Annotated in this window: 15 protein-coding genes and 2 pseudogenes; 3 read left to right on the plus strand and 14 right to left on the minus strand. The window is 57.9% G+C overall.

Annotated features, from left to right (window positions below; genetic code table 11):
• Window positions 1-57: 57 nt before the first annotated feature.
• On the minus strand, window positions 58-1,038 hold the full coding sequence (locus RHM60_RS04145) for a sterol desaturase family protein (protein ID WP_209982298.1): 981 nt from the start codon (window positions 1,036-1,038) through the stop codon (window positions 58-60).
• A 457-nt stretch (window positions 1,039-1,495) separates the two neighbouring features.
• Entirely contained in the window at window positions 1,496-2,575 is a 1,080-nt protein-coding gene (locus tag RHM60_RS04150) for a tartrate dehydrogenase (protein ID WP_003236525.1), read from the minus strand.
• A 108-nt stretch (window positions 2,576-2,683) separates the two neighbouring features.
• On the opposite strand from RHM60_RS04150, the gene RHM60_RS04155 reads away from it, so the two are divergent.
• Complete coding sequence (locus tag RHM60_RS04155) at window positions 2,684-3,595, plus strand: LysR substrate-binding domain-containing protein (protein ID WP_322213712.1); 912 nt, start codon at window positions 2,684-2,686, stop codon at window positions 3,593-3,595.
• A 41-nt stretch (window positions 3,596-3,636) separates the two neighbouring features.
• Here the strand turns inward: RHM60_RS04155 and RHM60_RS04160 are convergent, their stop codons facing one another.
• The 4 genes from RHM60_RS04160 to RHM60_RS04175 all read right to left on the minus strand — a co-directional run bounded on the left by RHM60_RS04160 (window position 3,637) and on the right by RHM60_RS04175 (window position 7,283).
• Window positions 3,637-4,521, minus strand: a complete 885-nt coding sequence (locus RHM60_RS04160; protein ID WP_322213713.1) for an alpha/beta hydrolase — start codon at window positions 4,519-4,521, stop codon at window positions 3,637-3,639.
• Window positions 4,522-4,549: 28 nt separating this feature from the next.
• Entirely contained in the window at window positions 4,550-5,494 is a 945-nt protein-coding gene (locus RHM60_RS04165) for a DMT family transporter (RefSeq protein WP_322213714.1), read from the minus strand.
• A gap of 79 nt (window positions 5,495-5,573) precedes the next feature.
• Entirely contained in the window at window positions 5,574-6,302 is a 729-nt protein-coding gene (locus RHM60_RS04170) for an AraC family transcriptional regulator (protein ID WP_322213715.1), read from the minus strand.
• Window positions 6,303-6,380: 78 nt separating this feature from the next.
• Window positions 6,381-7,283 (minus strand): LysR substrate-binding domain-containing protein, encoded by a 903-nt coding sequence (locus RHM60_RS04175; RefSeq protein WP_322213716.1) that lies wholly within the window; start codon window positions 7,281-7,283, stop codon window positions 6,381-6,383.
• Window positions 7,284-7,375: 92 nt separating this feature from the next.
• Between RHM60_RS04175 and RHM60_RS04180 the strand changes: the two genes are divergently transcribed.
• Complete coding sequence (locus tag RHM60_RS04180) at window positions 7,376-8,365, plus strand: DMT family transporter (RefSeq protein ID WP_322213718.1); 990 nt, start codon at window positions 7,376-7,378, stop codon at window positions 8,363-8,365.
• Here RHM60_RS04180 and RHM60_RS04185 read toward each other — a convergent pair.
• The 4 genes from RHM60_RS04185 to RHM60_RS04200 all read right to left on the minus strand — a co-directional run bounded on the left by RHM60_RS04185 (window position 8,337) and on the right by RHM60_RS04200 (window position 13,539).
• Window positions 8,337-9,764 (minus strand): aldehyde dehydrogenase family protein, encoded by a 1,428-nt coding sequence (locus tag RHM60_RS04185; RefSeq protein WP_231421368.1) that lies wholly within the window; start codon window positions 9,762-9,764, stop codon window positions 8,337-8,339. The genes RHM60_RS04180 and RHM60_RS04185 overlap by 29 nt on opposite strands.
• A gap of 72 nt (window positions 9,765-9,836) precedes the next feature.
• Complete coding sequence (locus RHM60_RS04190; protein WP_209982326.1) at window positions 9,837-11,204, minus strand: glutamine synthetase family protein; 1,368 nt, start codon at window positions 11,202-11,204, stop codon at window positions 9,837-9,839.
• Between the two features lie 68 nt (window positions 11,205-11,272).
• The gene (locus RHM60_RS04195; protein ID WP_209982329.1) at window positions 11,273-12,667 is read right to left on the minus strand and encodes an aspartate aminotransferase family protein; all 1,395 of its coding nucleotides are present in this window, start codon (window positions 12,665-12,667) and stop codon (window positions 11,273-11,275) included.
• Between the two features lie 86 nt (window positions 12,668-12,753).
• Window positions 12,754-13,539, minus strand: a complete 786-nt coding sequence (locus RHM60_RS04200) for an SDR family NAD(P)-dependent oxidoreductase (protein ID WP_209982331.1) — start codon at window positions 13,537-13,539, stop codon at window positions 12,754-12,756.
• Between the two features lie 96 nt (window positions 13,540-13,635).
• Between RHM60_RS04200 and RHM60_RS04205 the strand changes: the two genes are divergently transcribed.
• Window positions 13,636-14,541 carry a LysR family transcriptional regulator gene (locus RHM60_RS04205; protein WP_073162439.1) on the plus strand — a complete coding sequence of 302 codons (906 nt, stop codon included), beginning with the start codon at window positions 13,636-13,638 and terminating at the stop codon, window positions 14,539-14,541.
• Between the two features lie 242 nt (window positions 14,542-14,783).
• On the opposite strand, the gene RHM60_RS04210 is transcribed toward RHM60_RS04205, so the two are convergent.
• The 4 genes and pseudogenes from RHM60_RS04210 to RHM60_RS04225 form a co-directional block, all read right to left on the minus strand.
• Complete coding sequence (locus RHM60_RS04210) at window positions 14,784-15,440, minus strand: VOC family protein (RefSeq protein WP_322213719.1); 657 nt, start codon at window positions 15,438-15,440, stop codon at window positions 14,784-14,786.
• A 12-nt stretch (window positions 15,441-15,452) separates the two neighbouring features.
• Window positions 15,453-15,638 (minus strand): annotated as a pseudogene (locus RHM60_RS04215) (transposase domain-containing protein); the annotation flags it as partial.
• A 27-nt stretch (window positions 15,639-15,665) separates the two neighbouring features.
• Window positions 15,666-15,716 (minus strand): annotated as a pseudogene (locus RHM60_RS04220) (hypothetical protein); the annotation flags it as partial.
• 35 nt (window positions 15,717-15,751) lie between these two features.
• Window positions 15,752-16,006: a hypothetical protein gene (locus RHM60_RS04225; RefSeq protein ID WP_322213720.1), complete on the minus strand. Its 255-nt coding sequence runs from the start codon at window positions 16,004-16,006 to the stop codon at window positions 15,752-15,754.
• Window positions 16,007-16,107: the final 101 nt, after the last annotated feature.

Raw genomic sequence — 16,107 nt, forward strand, 5'->3', positions numbered from 1 at the left:
TGTCCTTTAATGGAAATTGAGGTCTTGTCTTTTAGATTGCCAAGCGCTGCGCACCCTTCATGGGTTCGGACTCTCGCCTTCCTTCAAGTGACGCCAGAGGGTCTTGAAAGGATCGATATAGAACCCCTTCAGGGTTTTGTGTGGATTGTTGGCGCCATACTCTTCGTCGTTGCATCCCCAACGCCAGGTTTCACCCTTCTTGGGCAGGTACAGCGTGCCGAACATCCAATCCCAGAGTGTCAGTATGACCGCGTTATTCTTGTCCCAGTGATGGGGCTCCATACTATGGTGCAGGTTGTGCATGACGGGAGCCAAAATGATCCTGTTCAGCCAGCCATAGGAGATCGGCATATGGACGTGCGAAAAAACATCTATCACAAAGAAGGCGATATAGGCCGTTGTGGTGACTGCAGCGATCATGCCCGGATGAATTTGGCTTCCCGTTGCATACAGTACAACCCCGGTGAAGGCCCCGCCAAAAATCGCCGGAATGATATTCAGACCAAAGAACTCGATGGGGTGCTGTCGAAAAAGCGTCCAGGGCGTGAGCGTTTCAGCGGTGTGGTGAGGCTTGTGAAGATGCCAGAGCAGTGCATGGGTATGGCACCAACGGTGTACCCAGTACCCCACGAAGTCCACGCTGAGGAAATAGACCAGGAACTGAATTGAGACCATTAGCCAGGTCGCTGTGATCACGGGCTCCTGGGCGCCGAATTCAACGTTTAAATAAGCACCTGCGTTGTCAGCGATAGCGATGCCATTAATGGCGATGACACCGACAAGGGGAAAACCCAGCATAAGCAGGATAATGCCGTTCCACTTATCGACGCGCGATGAAGCGTGATCGTATTGCTCCCTGGGAAAGGCTGCATTGATTAGAGCGCGTAGGGTCAGGGGACCTTGCCACTTTCGCGAGAAGATGAACATCACCGCAATGACCGTTACGAAAAGAGGAAGCCCAAAGGCCCACAAGCTCATTATTTCAATTGTCGGCTCATAGAATGCGACAATTGATTCCCAGACGTTATGCATTGTCATCGTGAATTCCTCGCCATTTATTGTCTTGTTATTGTTTTGAGGCAATGGATAGCCTCTTGTTTTCTTTACTCTGCGTGAAGGCCCGGTCAGATGGCTTGCGTTAACCGGCTATGGGATACTGCCTATGACTGGCGGCCATTGAGAAGTTGGGTAACGGTTAATTAACAGTACGCAAAAGGTTATTTTCGGAAAAACATCCGAAAAAACATCATTTAAATCATGGGGATATTTTCAGGGCTCATGCAGGCGGAGTTGCCTTCACGGCATCAGATATGACAGTTACCCGAGTGACGTTCAGGCAGTAACAGGAACGTTCGTCGTTATTCCAGGCAGGCTCGTTGATGTTCTACTGCGAGGGTCAAGAACATCACACCATGACATGCTTGTTGATGTTCAAACGGATCACGTTGTCCATCGAAAAGCCCAGCAGCAAACGGGCACTGGGCTTTTCGGGTTTTCAGACCGCAGCAGCGATGGCCTTGCCCAGCGATTCGGTGTTGCCGGTGCCACCGATGTCGGCGGTCAGGGGCGCGTGCTCCGGGCCCATCGCAAGCACGGTTTCGATCGCTGTCAGCACGGCGGCGCCGGCTTCGGGATGGCCCAGGTGCTCGAGCATCATCGCACCGCACCAGATCTGCCCGATCGGGTTGGCGATACCCTTTCCGGCGATGTCGGGCGCCGAACCGTGCACCGGTTCGAACAGGCTCGGGAAGTTGCGTTCCGGGTTGATGTTGGCCGAAGGCGCGATGCCGATGGTGCCGGTGCAGGCCGGACCCAGGTCGGAAAGGATGTCGCCGAACAGGTTGCTGGCCACCACCACGTCGAACCAGTCCGGGTGCAGGACAAAGTTCGCCGTAAGAATATCGATGTGGTACTTGTCGACGTTGACGTCCGGATATTTCTTGCCCATTTCCACGACGCGCTCATCCCAGTAGGGCATGGTGATCGCGATGCCATTGGATTTGGTGGCCGAGGTCAGGTGCTTCTTCGGACGGCTTTGCGCCAGGTCGTAGGCGAACTTGAGGATACGGTCGACGCCGACGCGGGTCATCACGGTTTCCTGCAGCACGATTTCGCGATCGGTCCCGGGGAACATTTTGCCGCCGACGCTGGAGTACTCGCCTTCGGTGTTCTCGCGCACCACCCAGAAATCGATGTCGCCGGGCTTGCGGTTCGCCAGTGGCGCCTTCACGCCGGGCATCAGACGGCAGGGGCGCAGATTGACGTACTGGTCGAATTCACGCCGGAACTGCAGCAGCGAATCCCACAGGGAAATATGGTCAGGCACCACGTCGGGCCAGCCCACGGCACCGAAGTAGATCGCATCGTAGCCCTTGAGGGTGTCGAACCAGTCGTCCGGCATCATCTTGCCGTGCGCCAGGTAGTAATCGGCGCTGGCGAAGTCGAACCAGTCCCATTGCAGCTCGAGGTTGAAGCGGGCAGCCACCGCGTCAAGCACACGCACGCCTTCGGGCATCACTTCCTTGCCAATGCCGTCGCCGGGGATCACTGCAATTTTGTACTGGGTTTTGCTCATGGATTCGACTCCTGGGTTGATTGGGGCATGGATCTCAGTGTATGCAGTGTCCTGGGATTAATAATTAGCCTTGCTGGAAAGCCATTCTTAGTTTTCAGGAAAGAATCCATGAGCATGATCGATGACCTGAGTTTCTTTCAGCAGGTGGCTACGCGCGCCAGCCTGACGGAAGTGGCACGCCATCTGGGGCTGTCGCTGCCTGCCGTGAGCAAACGGCTCAGCCACCTGGAGGCCAGGCTTGGCGTGCAGTTGCTGCAGCGCACCACGCGTCGATTGTCGCTGACCCCCGAAGGCGTGCTGTACCTGGAGGGAGGTCGGCCGATTCTGCGCCAGCTCGAGGAACTGGAGAGCGCGCTCAGCAGCCGCCAGCCCACCTTGCACGGCCGGTTGCGGATCAATGGCACGCTGGGTTTCGGCCGGCAGCACCTCGCCCCCGTGGTCTCGAGCTTCGCCGGGCTGCACCCGGAGCTCGAGATTTCTCTCGAGCTGACCAGCCAGCCACTGAGCATCCTGGACGATCAATTCGATATCGGCGTGTGCATGGGCGAGCCGCCGGACTCACGGTTGATCGGCATTCGTCTGCTGGAGAATCCACGCATTCTCTGCGCGTCTGCGGGATACCTTGAAGCGATGCCCGAGCTGACGTGCGTGGCGGATCTGGCGCGGCATAACTGCATTGTTTTGCGCCAGTTCGGCAGCGACTATGCGATCTGGCGCTTCAGCAAGGATGGCCAGGATTACTCGCACAAAGTCAGCGGGACGCTGTCGAGCAATGATGGCGAGGTCGCGTTGAGTCTGGCGCTGGACGGCCATGGATTGATTCTGCGGTCGCGCTGGAATGTTCAGCAATATCTTGAAAGTGGTCGACTGCAGGCGGTACTGACCGATCACCAGGCGCCGAAGGCTGATATTTTTGCGGTGTATCAGCATCGGCAGCATATCCCCCAGCGCATCTCGGTCTTCGCCCGCTACCTTGCGCAGGCGCTGGCGGAGCGTTTGCCGTTCGCCGCCCTCAAGTGAACAATGACGGGTGCGGCGTGTTGACCGATCAAGCCACACAGCTAAACGGGTGCAGCGAAAAAACCCAGCACTGCTTCGAGCAGCACGTCAGGTACTTCTTCGGCGATGTAATGGCCGCAAGGTAGCGCCTTGCCGCGAACATTCAGGGCGACCTTGCGCCACTCTTCCAGCGGCTCGAAACAGCGCCCCACTGTGCCCTCCTCGCCCCAGAGTACCAGCAGCGGCAGCGTCAGATGATTGCCCGCCAGGATATCGGCGCGGTCGTGCTCCAGATCGATACCGGCCGAAGCGCGGTAATCCTCACAAATGCCCCGCGCACTGCCCGGACGTTGCAGGCAGCGCAGGTACTCGCCAAACGCCTCGTCGGTGAAAGGCTTGAGGCCGGCGCTACGGGAGCCCATCACACTGCGCAGATAGAGCTCGGGGTCGGCTTCGATAAGCCCCTCCGGCAATGGCGCAGGCCGAATGAGGAAGAACCAGTGCCAGTAGGCGCGGGCGAAGGCTTCGTTCGTTTGCGCGTACATCGACAGGGTTGGCGCAATGTCCAGCAGCACCATCTGCTGCACCGCGTGCGGATGGTCGAGGACCAGGCGATGGGCCACGCGCGCACCGCGGTCATGGGCCAGCACCCTGAACTGCGCAAAGCCCAACGACTTCATCAACTCGACAGCATCGAGCGCCATTTCACGCTTGGAATAACCTGCATGCCCGGCGTCGGCTGGCGGCCTGTCGCTGTCGCCATAGCCGCGCAGATCAGCGGCGACTACGGTAAAAATGCCCGCCAGCTGCGCAGCCACCTTGTGCCAGATCACGTGGGTCTGCGGATGGCCGTGCAACAGCAGCAGCGCGGGGCCACTGCCGCCAATGCGGTAACTGATGTTCACGCCGTTTACCTGGCGTTGTGCTTTCTGGAATCCGCCAAACATGATTCGACTCCGTAAAGGTGAAGGCTAACTACATAGCCGCAGAATAACCCGGATTACGATGACAGTTCAGGCACCAGACGACACCGGTAACAAGCAGTGCAATCGCCGCTGTTTCATAGGAGTCAGGCAACCGCTGCTCCCATAGAAACCCAAAAACCAGCGCCGCCAATGTCTCAATCACGAGCACTTGTCCGCTGAGTGCCAGCGGCAGAAGTCGGCTCGCCTGGTTCCAGCATGCGCCACCCACCACTGAAGACAAGATGGCTACGCCTCCTGCCACCAGCAAAAAATGCAGCCATTGAGCGCTGCCATGGGTTGCGGCCTGCAAGCCCAGAACAGGTGCCGCCAAAAGCAGCGACTGAGCCCCCGTCATCACCCCTGTCAGCAGTGCCCAGTCATGCGAGGAGACGCTGGCGACCTGAACTAGCCGCCGAGCGTTGCTTACGGCATACCAACTCCACGTCACCAGAGCACCCACCGCGCATGAAATCCCGGCGATGGTTGCCAGCGTATCCGGCCTGTCGCCATTGATCAGTGCATGCCAACTGATGAGCATGACGCCACCCACCGCGCAGCACAGCGAAGGGACGAGCTTGTGCAGGGAAACGGCGTCGGCGTCATGACGACCTGCCAGGGTGACGATTACCGGGATGAGTCCGACAATCAGCGACGTTGTGGCGATGCCCACCAGCTGCACGCCGGTGCCCACCAGCGTGTAGTAGATGAGGTTCCCTATCAGGCTGAGCCAGAACAGTGATTTCCAGTCAGCCATGCTCAGATGGGCGCATACGCGCCGCCAGCGCGGCATCAGCAAAACCGCCGAGACCGCGCCATAACAAAGAAATCTCAGCACTGCGAATTCCAGGCCGCTTAGCCCCGGGGTCAGCTGGGGGCCGAGGAAAATCACGCCCCAGCACAACCCTGCGCACACGCCGTAAACAATGCCCTTGAGCAGTGACCGATCAGCAAACATTTCACCCGTACTCCATAGCCTGATGGATGAAGTCTGATGCAGCTGATTCGGCAAATATTGTCGGTAACTGTGCAGTCTTTTACCCAGGCTGTTTCTGCGCTTTGCGATAAGCAGCCGGCGTTATGGCGCTGATACGCTGCATGGTCCGGGTCAGTGATGCCTGATCGGAAAAACCTGCCCGCAAGGCAATCTCGGCTATGGGTAACGAGGTTGCGCGCAGCCAGCGTTGAGCTTCCTGCAGGCGTACTTCAGTCAACCACGCTTGAGGGGTCATCTCGAACAATTGGCGAAACCGCTGGTGCAGTTTACTCAGGCTCATATTGGCGACTCGAGCCATGCTTTCGTTGCTCCAGTTCGCGCCAGGGTTGGCCTGAAGACGGACGATCAATTGCTTCATGGGGTCTGCAACGCGGGGAGCATCAGCGCCCAGGGACGAAAGAAGCAAAGGGCCCAGCTGTGAGGCCGCGAGGGACAGTTGCGCGTTTCCTATCAGCTCGGCGAACTCCATCAGCCGACGAGTAGCGGCGGGAATGGGCACATAGATGCTCCGAGCCAGACGCTCGATCTGCAGCGTTTCCAGCGTCGTCGGCGCGCAGTCCAGAACCAGAAAGCGGTTATCGGCGTGCGTATGCTGCGAGTGCACCGCGCCGGGCGTCACAAGTGCCGCCAGTGACTGATCGATGTAGCCACCGCGCCCCCCTACGTCGATTTCCATTCGGCCACGAATCGGCAGTACCAATTGAGCATGCTCGTGATGGTGGTGAGGGGCTTCCCGCTCGTAGCTGCGAACTTCAAGATTCAGAAACATTTGACGCTATCGCCCTTATCGCAAGTTTTTTCATGCACCAACGATCGGCGTTTACCTGACCCATTTATTGCTTCGCAACTAGGTGCTCAACTGTTCCTGGAGCCACGCCAGTAGCGCTTGCACTTCAATCCGTTCATCCCCGCCATTTTCTTTATAAACAGAAATGGCATGGGGCAGAGGCACATATTCTGCACAAGGTCGCACCAAAGCGCCCTCCTCAATAAGCTTTTCGGCAGTTCGACGCCATCCCAATGCGATGCCATGTCCCGCGACTGCCGCCTGAAGCATCAGCGGGTAGCTATCGAACACCGTACCAGGCACATGATTCGCGATCGTCTTTCCAAACACCTGCAACCACTCTTCCCAGACCATAAAGTCCGGGGACGTAGAGCGATAGTGTAAAAGATGGTGCAGACAAAGCGCTTCAGGGCCAATCAACGTGCCTGTGGCAAGGTAGCACGGACTGCACACGGGGAAGACTTCGTCAGCAGCCGTAAACGCCAGAGCATGCAAGCCGCTGGCGCGTCCGGTGCTTTGCAAGGCAACATCGAAGCGGTCGTTGAATTCGGCAATAGGCCGTGTTGAGGTCACTACTTGAACCTCGATTCCCGCCTGTTGATCCTGGAACGTGGAGAGGCGTGGCATCAGCCAGTAAAAGGCTTCACATAACTGGCAGAGTAAAACGACACGATTTTTGCGCTGTGATTCTCGAAGCGTAACAGCATGGTCGCTGATATTTCCCAGTGCCGCGCTCACCACGCTTCCCAACTGCCGCCCCTCCTCCGTCAAAAAGACCGCCCGATTACGCCGGACAAAGAGCTTCACGCCGAGATCTTCTTCAAGACCGCGGATTTGCCGGCTGACGGCGGCTTGGGTGATGTGCAACTCATCAGCGGCCCTCGAGAAGCTTTCCAGCCGGGCAGCCGCTTCAAAAGGCAGCAAACTGGTCAGCGCAGGCAATGTCTTCCTGAGGTTATTCATAATCAGTCGTTATGCATTCAGACCCGAGAACTCGTTTTTAACACACTGCGACAAAACGCAATATGGGCTGAACATCTGCCGGACCTCAGCTAATGATCACCGCTCGCACCACTATCATCACCGGCACGCTGCTCGCCGTTTTTGCGACGCTGGCCTGGGCTCTTAACTTCGTAGCCCCTTACGTTACTGGCGCCTACAGCATTTACGACCTTACGATCATCAGATTTCTGATCGCGGGTGCCTTGGGGTCGCTGGGGGTGATCCTGTGCCGTACTCAGCGGCGGTCTTTGCAACGTTCCCAGCAGTTGCTCGCCGCAGCGCTGGGCGCAATGGGGTATCTAGGGTACAGCAGCTGTATTGCAGCGGGCGTGATCTTCGGTGGCCCCGTACTGACGGCGGCGTGTGTCGGATTCGTGCCTGTTCTACTCGCCCTGCTCGGCAATGCAAAAGAGAAAACGGTGCAGTGGCACCGCCTTGCGTTACCCCTGACGTTCATGGTGGTTGGGCTCTTCCTTGCAAATATCGGCAGCATGAATCTGGCGCAGGCAGGCAGGGCGTCCTGGCTGACGGGATTATTTTTTTCTGTCCTGGCAGTGACCCTGTGGCTAGCCTTCAGTCTGCTGAATCAAAGCGCCATGGGAAAAATCCCCCATGCTGCAACGGGCATCTGGACCAGCTTGATGATGGCGGGTGCTGGCATGGGCACCGTGTTCCTGATACCCGTTGTACACATGCTGGGGCTCTTTAAACTCCCGAGTATGGGTTTCAATATCACCTCGGCGGGACATCTTTATGCCTGGGCTCTGGTCATTGCGGTTATGTCTTCGGTGATCGGCGCCTGGGCTTGGAACGCGGCGACAAAACGGCTGCCGATGGTGCTTTCCGGTCAGTTGATTTCGCTGGAATCTTTGTTCGCCGCTGTCCTCGGCTTGCTCTTTATTGGCAGGCTCCCAACACCCATAGAGGCGACAGGGCTTATTGCCGTGGTCATAGGGGCAGCAATAGCGGTTCACAGCATTCTCGGCGCAAATGAAACCATTACCTCGTCAGTAGTCACTCGCGCCAACCAACCACGCCCTTGATTTCCAGAAAGTCGTGAATGCCCCACCCTGCGTACTCGCGGCCATTGCCGGATTGTTTGTAGCCACCAAACGGCGCGAACGTGTCCCAGCTTGGGTAGTTCAGGTACACCGAGCCGGCACGCATCTGTTTGGCCACGGCGCGGGCACGCTCGATATTACCGGACTGTATGTAGGCCGCCAGGCCGTAAACGGTATCGTTGGCCATTTCGATGGCCTGCGCTTCGCTGTCATAGGCAATGATCGACAGCACGGGGCCGAAGATTTCTTCGCGAGCAATGGTCATCTGCGCCGTCACGTCGCCGAACACGGTGGGTCGCACGTAATAGCCCTTGTCCAGGCCTTCAGGACGGCCCAGGCCACCGCTCACCAAGGTGGCGCCCTCCTCGATGCCGATGGCGATCAGGCTCTGAATCTTGGCGAACTGTGCGTCGCTGATCACCGGACCGAGATTCGTGCCGGCATCCAGCGGGCTGCCGGTCACCAACTGCTCGGCGGTTGCCTTGGCAATTTCCAGGACACGGGCAAGCTGCGCTCGCGGTACCAGCATGCGGGTTGGCGCATTGCAGGATTGCCCGGAGTTGGCAAAGCAGCGCTGCACCCCCTTGGCCACCGCCACGTCAAAGTCCGCGTCTTCCAGCAGGATATTGGCCGATTTACCGCCCAACTCCTGAGCCACGCGTTTAACCGTATCGGCCGCCGCCTTGGCGACCAGAATGCCGGCGCGGGTGGAACCGGTGAACGAGACCATATCGACTTTCGGGTGGCTGGTCAGGTAATGGCCCACGTCCGCCCCGGTGCCGTTAAGCAGGTTGAAGACCCCGGCGGGCACACCCGCTTCATGCATGATCTCGGCGAAGATGATACCGGTCAGCGGCGCGATTTCGCTGGGTTTGAGCACCACGGTGCAACCGGCGGCAATGGCGGGCGCGACCTTGCAGATGATCTGGTTCAGCGGCCAGTTCCACGGCGTGATCAGGGCGCACACGCCGATGGCTTCACGCATCACCTGAGTGATGCCATGCACTTCGCTGAACGGGAAGGTCTCCAGGGCACTGATGGTCGATTCCAGGTGCGCGCGGCCACTCCAGACTTGCGAGTCACGGGCGAAATGCAGCGGCGCGCCCATCTCCTGGCTGACGGCCTTGGCCAGGTCTTCGTAGCGCAGGTTGTAGACCCGCAGAATTTCCTTGAGCAGTGCCAGACGTTCGCTGACGGGGGTTACAGAGAACGCGGGAAAGGCCCTGGCAGCAGCGTTGACCGCGCTGTCCACGTCCGCCGCGTTGCCCACCGCGATGCTGATGAAAGCTTGCTCGGTAGAGGGGTCGATCACCTCCAGCGTGTTGCCCGACTGGGTATCGACCCACTGGCCATCGATGTAGAACTTGAGCGCATTGTTCATGGTTTATCTCTGGATAACTCGGAAACAGGTGCCCTCAGCGCTCCGTTTCAGGACACGCTGACGGGCCAATTCTCATGCGTGAGTAAGGTACCAGCGCCAGTCCTGCTCGCCGACCTCGGCATTGAAGGTACGGAACTCACGCCACTTGATCGCCAGGAACACCTTCAGGAATTCGGCACCCAGCGCCTCGCGTGCCCAGGTTGAACCCTGCAATGCCTGCAACGCAGTCAGCCAGTCGGTGGGTAAAAAATCGGTCGCCTGCTCATAGCCGTTGCCCACAATCGCCGCGCCAGGATCGCTCTGATGCGTGATGCCGTGGTGAATGCCCGCCAGTAACGCGGCAGCGGCGAGATAGGGGTTGGCATCGGCACCGCAAATGCGGTGTTCGATGTGCCGACTGATCGCGGGGCCGCCGGGCACGCGAAATGACACCGTACGATTGTTGACGCCCCAGCTTTTGGCCAGCGGCGCGTAACTGCCGGTCTGGAATCGGCGATAGGAGTTGGCATGAGGGCAAAATATCGCCAGCGCGTCGAACAAGGTTGCCATCATCCCGCCAATGGAGTGACGCAACAGCGGTGTGCCCTGTGGGTCTTCGCTCGCATACAGGTTGTTGCCCTGCTCGTCGGCCAGGCTGACGTGCAGGTGCAGACCGCTGCCGGCCTGATCGCTGAACGGCTTGGCCATGAAACACGCTTGCAGCCCGTGTTTGTTGGCCACACCCTTGACCAGGCGTTTGTAACGTACGCCTTCATCAATGGCCTGGAGTGCGTCGAAACGATGCTCCAGCGTCAACTCGAGCTGGCCCGGCGCATACTCGGAGATCGCCGTGCGCACCGGTAATCCCTGCAGCGCACAGGCTGCGTAGAGGTCATCAAGAAACGGTTGAACCTGCTCGAGTTCGTATACGCCATACACCTGCGGCGCCACCGGACGTACGCCATTGGTTTGCTGCGCCGGCTGCGGTCGCCCATTGACGTCGCGCTGTTGGTCCAGCAGGTAGAACTCCAACTCCACGGCCATGACCGGATGGAAGCCATCGGCTTTGAGCCGCTCGATGGTGTTCACCAGCACATGACGCGGGTCCGCCGGTGCGGCGGGAATACCTTGGGTCGGGTGCATGCTGACCTGCACTTGACCGGTGGGATGGGTGCGCCAGGGTTGCACGGTCAAGCTTCCCGGCAAGGGGTAGCTCCAGCAATCAGCGTCAGCGACATCCCAGACCAGGCCAGTGTCGTCCACGTCCTCACCCTGCACGGTCAGGGCAAGAATGGAACTTGGCAGCGGCCGCCCGGTGTCGTAGATCGCCAGCAGCTCATTACGATGCAACAGTTTGCCCCGTGGCACGCCATTCGCGTCGATAAGGAACAACTCGATGCTCAGCACTTCAGGGTGTGCGGCGAGATAATCCTCGGCCTCTTTTCTATCAGCAAATTGCATGTCGAACCTCTTGGCGCTCATTCAAGCGCCCTGGCAGTATTTGAAAAAAACGGGGCGTCACCGTCCACTTAAGCGGAGGCGACCCGGGCTCCCGGCAGGGCAAGCAGCGTGGTCAGCGCGTTATCCAGCTCGCCGAGCAGCCTGTCGATATCCGCCTCACTGGTTTGCGGGCAGCACAGGGTCATGTTGTGAAAAGGCGTGATCAGGATGCCGCGATTGATCAAGTAGAGGTGCAGCGCCATTTGAAGGCTGTCATGAAAAGCCGCCTCGGCTTGCGCACCGGTCCTGGGCGAGGTGGCACAGAATTGAAACTCACAACGGGCGCCCAGCTCGGTGACAGACCAGTTCAGTTGATGGCGCTTGAACAACGCGCGAAATCCCTGCGCCAATCTTGAGGCGACAGACAGCATGTGCTGGTAGGCGGACTCCGTCATGACCTCTTCAAGGCTGGCGCGCATGCAACGCATCGCCAGCGAGTTGGCGGACAGCGTTGTTCCCATACCGCTGTGGCCATGACCGCCGCCCTCTGCGCTCGCCTGCACCTCGCGCATGGCCAGGGCAACTTCCTCGGTCATGCCAAACACCGCGCAAGGCACGCCTCCGGCGATGGGTTTACCCACCACGAAAAAGTCGGGTTCCAGCGCCCATTGGCGCGTGCATCCACCCAGGCCGGTGGAAATCGTGTGGGTCTCATCAATGACCAGCAGGCTGCCATATTGGCGGGTCAACTCGCGGCACTTTTGCATGAACCCAGGATCAGGCAGAACCATGCCGATGTTCGTCATCGCCGGCTCGCACATCAGCGCGCACACATCGCCCTGGGCTAACGCAGCCTCCAGTGCGGCGACATCGTTGAACGGGATGGATCGGCTGTATTGGCTCAAGTCATAGGCCTGGCCCACAAGCCCTGGACGGGGCACTGTCTTGCCGTCGCGGTAGCGCACCATCACGTCATCCACGGTGCCGTGGTAGCAGCCGTCGAACACCAGCAAGACGTTGCGTTTGGTAATCGCGCGCGCCCAGCGCAGCACATAACGGTTGGCGTCAGTCGCATTGGCCGTCACCTGCCAGTAAGGCAAATCGAATCGCTGAGCCAGCAACTCGCCGCAAACCACCGCGTCCTCGCCGGGCAGCATGGTGGTCAAGCCATTGTTCGCCTGCTCGGCGATGGCACGGGCAACAGGATCAGGTGAATGGCCGAACATCGTGCCGGTGTCGCCCAGGCAAAAGTCGATGTATTCATGATCGTCAACGTCGGTGAAGCGTGCGCCTTTGGCGCGCTGCACGAAGAGCGGCGAAGGCATCGACCAGTCGCTCATCCAGTGCATGGGCACACCGTTGAACAGATTCGCCCTGGCACGCTTGGCCAGCGCCATCGACGTTGGGTTGCTTTCTATGAAACGCTCACGCTCGGAGGCGGTAAAAACAGCAATCGCTGATTCATTGATTCCACTTTTCGACATGATTAAACACCCTGCGTTGATGACAAAAATCGGTTAAACGTCGTTGCCGCTCGGACAGGAACACTCAACTGTCCTCTTTCCTGACCTCAGGCTCGCGGAGCCTTGTTCTCGATCAGGCAGTTTCCGCCATCCACTACAATGACTTCACCGGTGATGTAACTGGATTCAGGCGACGCCAGAAATGCAACCGCCGCAGCTACTTCGCGAGGACTGCCTGCCCGGCCCATCGGGGTGAAGCGCCCCGCCTCGGCTTCAACGGGTGAGGTTGACCCCGTCGTGATCCAGCCAGGCGCAACGCTGTTGACGGTGATCCCTTGCCTGGCGACTTCAAGTGCAAGCCCCATGCTCATGCCCACCATCGCGGCCTTGGCGGCGCTATAAGCCGCCTCGCCCGGATTGCTGCAGCGGGTGCCTGTGATGGAGCTGATATTCACAATGCGCCCGTAATTTCGCGCCCTCATACCGGCCAGAACGGCTCGCGTCAGAAGAAAGGCCGTGGTCAGGTTTCTGCCCAGTGAAAGATTCCATTCCTGCAGTTCCATCGTTGCCAATTCCGAGAACACCTCGGGGCTTCCTTGCATGGCCATGCCGGCATTGTTCACCAGAATATCGACGCGTCCCCAGACGGACTCCGCCCACAGGCTCAATTCGCGCACCTGACGTTCGTCAGTGAGGTCGGCTGGCCGGCCTTCAACTTCAAACCCTTCAAGGCGCAGCTCTTTAACCCGATCCGCAATGCGCTTGCTGCTGGCAGTGATGATCAACTTCGCCCCGGATGCACCCAGCCTGCGAGCAATAGCCATGCCGATCCCGGATTCACTCCCGGCACCACTGACGAGTGCAACATGCCCTCTCAATTGCGTATCCAACATGGCGTGCCCCAAGTCTTAAATTTGAAAGAGAGTAGAAACTAGGCGAATAAACCTGATACATAAAGACGATCATCATCAGAAAATTTGACAACACCTATGGCGTTTACCAGTGAGTCACTTAAAATTTTCCTCTCGGTCATCGACAGCGGATCCTTTTCGGCGGCGGCGCGAAAATTAGGCCGGGTCCCCTCTGCCATCAACATGGCGGTGTCGCAGCTTGAAGCCGAGCTGGATTTGTTGCTTTTTGACCGATCAACCCGCAAAGCCATTCCTACGCCAGCCGCCAAGGCACTCGAGCCCCAGGCACGACAGGTCGCCAGCCAGCTGAACCTGCTGGACGCCCATGCGCTGCAGCTTCATCAGGGGTTGGAAGAGCGCTTGGTCCTTGCGATGGCGCCGGAGTTGCAAACAGGCATCTGGAATCGTCCGCTGTCCACTATCGCCAGGGAGTTTCCCACACTGGAAATCGAGATTCGCTCCGCATCCCATCCAGAAGCGATGCGCATGCTCCATGAAGGGCGTGTGCAATTGGCACTTGGGTTCGAACGACCAGGGCTTGACGAGCGCGAGACATTTCTTGAGGCGGGGAGCCAATTGTTAATCGCGGTTGCTGCTCCGGATCACCCTGCGGCCGCCGGCAAAAAAAGCCCCTTGAGTGAGGAGCAACTGGTCAATGTTCGGCAGATCATCGTCGCGACCGGAGGACCTGCAGACTCTGACCCACGTGTTGTGCTGTCGCGGCGGATTTGGCACAGCGACAATTATCTGGCCACTTTGGACCTGGTGCAGCAAGGATTAGGTTGGGCATATCTTCCAAAATCGCTGGTACACCCTCTCATCACGTCAGGCGCATTGACGGAGGTGGTGTTTGACTACATGCCGAGTCAGATGCGGCTATGGGTCGATATCATCTGGGTGAAAAACCGGCCCCTGGGACTGGGCGCGCTTCGTTACCTGAGCCTGATACGCGAAATTGCGGAAGGCGAGCCTCGCCGTGTTTGACAGGTAAAAATCTTTGGCCCGTTTGTCGATAGCAATTCGCTGGATCGCATTTTCAATTTGCAGAGCTCTGGCCGACATCGCTGGAATCGGGTAGATGACTTGTAAGCGTCCGGTTGAGGCACGTTGCGATGAGTAAGCGCCGGGCCAACACCCCTTCTGAATCCAAACCTCGACGAAGCACACGCCAGAGCCCCCACATTGGGATGAGAACGAGATGTTGGCTGAATGGTTAGGTCAATACATCACCAGTTCATAACCATGGGCAATCCTGGACGGAAATCTTGTGTCTGGCCACTTGCGCCATGATCGATTTCCAATACGACCAGATGCTCATCACCATGAACAATTTCAAATCCTTTCAGCTGGTTTGCGCAATTTGCAGGGGTAGAAAAAGCTTGGCTGTTGGGAGTGGTAACTCGCACAGATGTAATTTCGCGAAAGCCGCTGGAATGTTCAAACGGCTGCGCTCGCTCAATCGGAGCCTCATCTGGTCTCTTGGCAAACGAAAGAAAAAACCACATCGGTTCGGATATAGGCGCATATCCCACTTCGACTTTCAGGGCAGTTGGCAGGTAAACAGGTCGATACTCCCAAACTTGAAATATTGGCTTCTCCCCTACGGTGGATGGTCTGAAGCAAACTCCAAAGGGCGCGGCGATTCCATCTGCGCACTTGAGGCGTTCAAAGAGTCGGGTTGGCGCTGTTAACTGGCTTTGAGCTTCTGATTCATCGGTGAGATGTAAAAGCTCGATGAAAGAATTTCGGAAGAAGAACCTTCTATTCGCAGTGCCTTGGCCTGGGTGTACATTTGGCGTCCCTTCAACGAGCCCTAGGGCTTTCAGTGCGTCAGCGCCTCGACCGTCATCATTTACACAAATAAAAATATGATCTATTTCCATCGTTAATTTCCTTCAATCCTGTGATTTGATTGCCCAATTATTCGGCAACAGGTCAGTAACTTCACTCACCCGCTGCGTCGGCAGGCGAGTAAGAACATCCTTCGAGTAAGCATACGGATCATGCCCGTTGAGCCGCGCCGACTGGATCAAACTCATGATCGCCGCCGCACGTTTGGCGCGGCGATTGGCGAACAGATAAGCACAGTGCGGCTTCGCCGCACCGAACACTGCGATCACCCTAGCCAGCACAGTCTCGGTACCGGCGCGCATATCCATGGGCTCGGTGGCAAGCCAGATTTCGTCGATACGGATCAATGGGCAAGCTCACAGATAAAACGAACGCATCCTTCAAGGTTTGAAGATCGCCAGTGCACGTTCAATTTTTGCTGCCCGAAAGGGATCTCGATACTGGCGGGCATTTGCTGATCGAACTGGATGGCGGGCGCTAGTTTCATCGGAACGAAAGCGGGCAACGCCGACGCCTGATGATCACGACATGCGGGTATCCACTTCCGAACTAAATTGGCGTTGATACCGTGCCCCAGGGCTACGCTGGCCATAGACATGCCAGGTTGCAGGCATTCTTGAACGACTTGAGCTTTAAAGGGTTTGGGATAGGAATTCTTTGGCGCATGGTAATCCTGACAATAAAGGTGATGGTGTCCAT

Origin of the sequence: Pseudomonas sp. MH9.3 (genome assembly GCF_034354675.1) — a bacterium.
In the GTDB taxonomy this organism is placed as follows: Bacteria; Pseudomonadota; Gammaproteobacteria; order Pseudomonadales; family Pseudomonadaceae; genus Aquipseudomonas.

Coding starts and splice junctions, on each gene's coding strand:
- RHM60_RS04145 (WP_209982298.1), bottom strand. CDS start 1,038: ATGACAATGCATAACGTCTGGGAATCAATTGTCGCATTCTATGAGCCG.
- RHM60_RS04150 (WP_003236525.1), bottom strand. CDS start 2,575: ATGAGCAAAACCCAGTACAAAATTGCAGTGATCCCCGGCGACGGCATT.
- RHM60_RS04155 (WP_322213712.1), top strand. CDS start 2,684: ATGAGCATGATCGATGACCTGAGTTTCTTTCAGCAGGTGGCTACGCGC.
- RHM60_RS04160 (WP_322213713.1), bottom strand. CDS start 4,521: ATGTTTGGCGGATTCCAGAAAGCACAACGCCAGGTAAACGGCGTGAAC.
- RHM60_RS04165 (WP_322213714.1), bottom strand. CDS start 5,494: ATGTTTGCTGATCGGTCACTGCTCAAGGGCATTGTTTACGGCGTGTGC.
- RHM60_RS04170 (WP_322213715.1), bottom strand. CDS start 6,302: ATGTTTCTGAATCTTGAAGTTCGCAGCTACGAGCGGGAAGCCCCTCAC.
- RHM60_RS04175 (WP_322213716.1), bottom strand. CDS start 7,283: ATGAATAACCTCAGGAAGACATTGCCTGCGCTGACCAGTTTGCTGCCT.
- RHM60_RS04180 (WP_322213718.1), top strand. CDS start 7,376: ATGATCACCGCTCGCACCACTATCATCACCGGCACGCTGCTCGCCGTT.
- RHM60_RS04185 (WP_231421368.1), bottom strand. CDS start 9,764: ATGAACAATGCGCTCAAGTTCTACATCGATGGCCAGTGGGTCGATACC.
- RHM60_RS04190 (WP_209982326.1), bottom strand. CDS start 11,204: ATGCAATTTGCTGATAGAAAAGAGGCCGAGGATTATCTCGCCGCACAC.
- RHM60_RS04195 (WP_209982329.1), bottom strand. CDS start 12,667: ATGTCGAAAAGTGGAATCAATGAATCAGCGATTGCTGTTTTTACCGCC.
- RHM60_RS04200 (WP_209982331.1), bottom strand. CDS start 13,539: ATGTTGGATACGCAATTGAGAGGGCATGTTGCACTCGTCAGTGGTGCC.
- RHM60_RS04205 (WP_073162439.1), top strand. CDS start 13,636: ATGGCGTTTACCAGTGAGTCACTTAAAATTTTCCTCTCGGTCATCGAC.
- RHM60_RS04210 (WP_322213719.1), bottom strand. CDS start 15,440: ATGGAAATAGATCATATTTTTATTTGTGTAAATGATGACGGTCGAGGC.
- RHM60_RS04225 (WP_322213720.1), bottom strand. CDS start 16,006: ATGTCTATGGCCAGCGTAGCCCTGGGGCACGGTATCAACGCCAATTTA.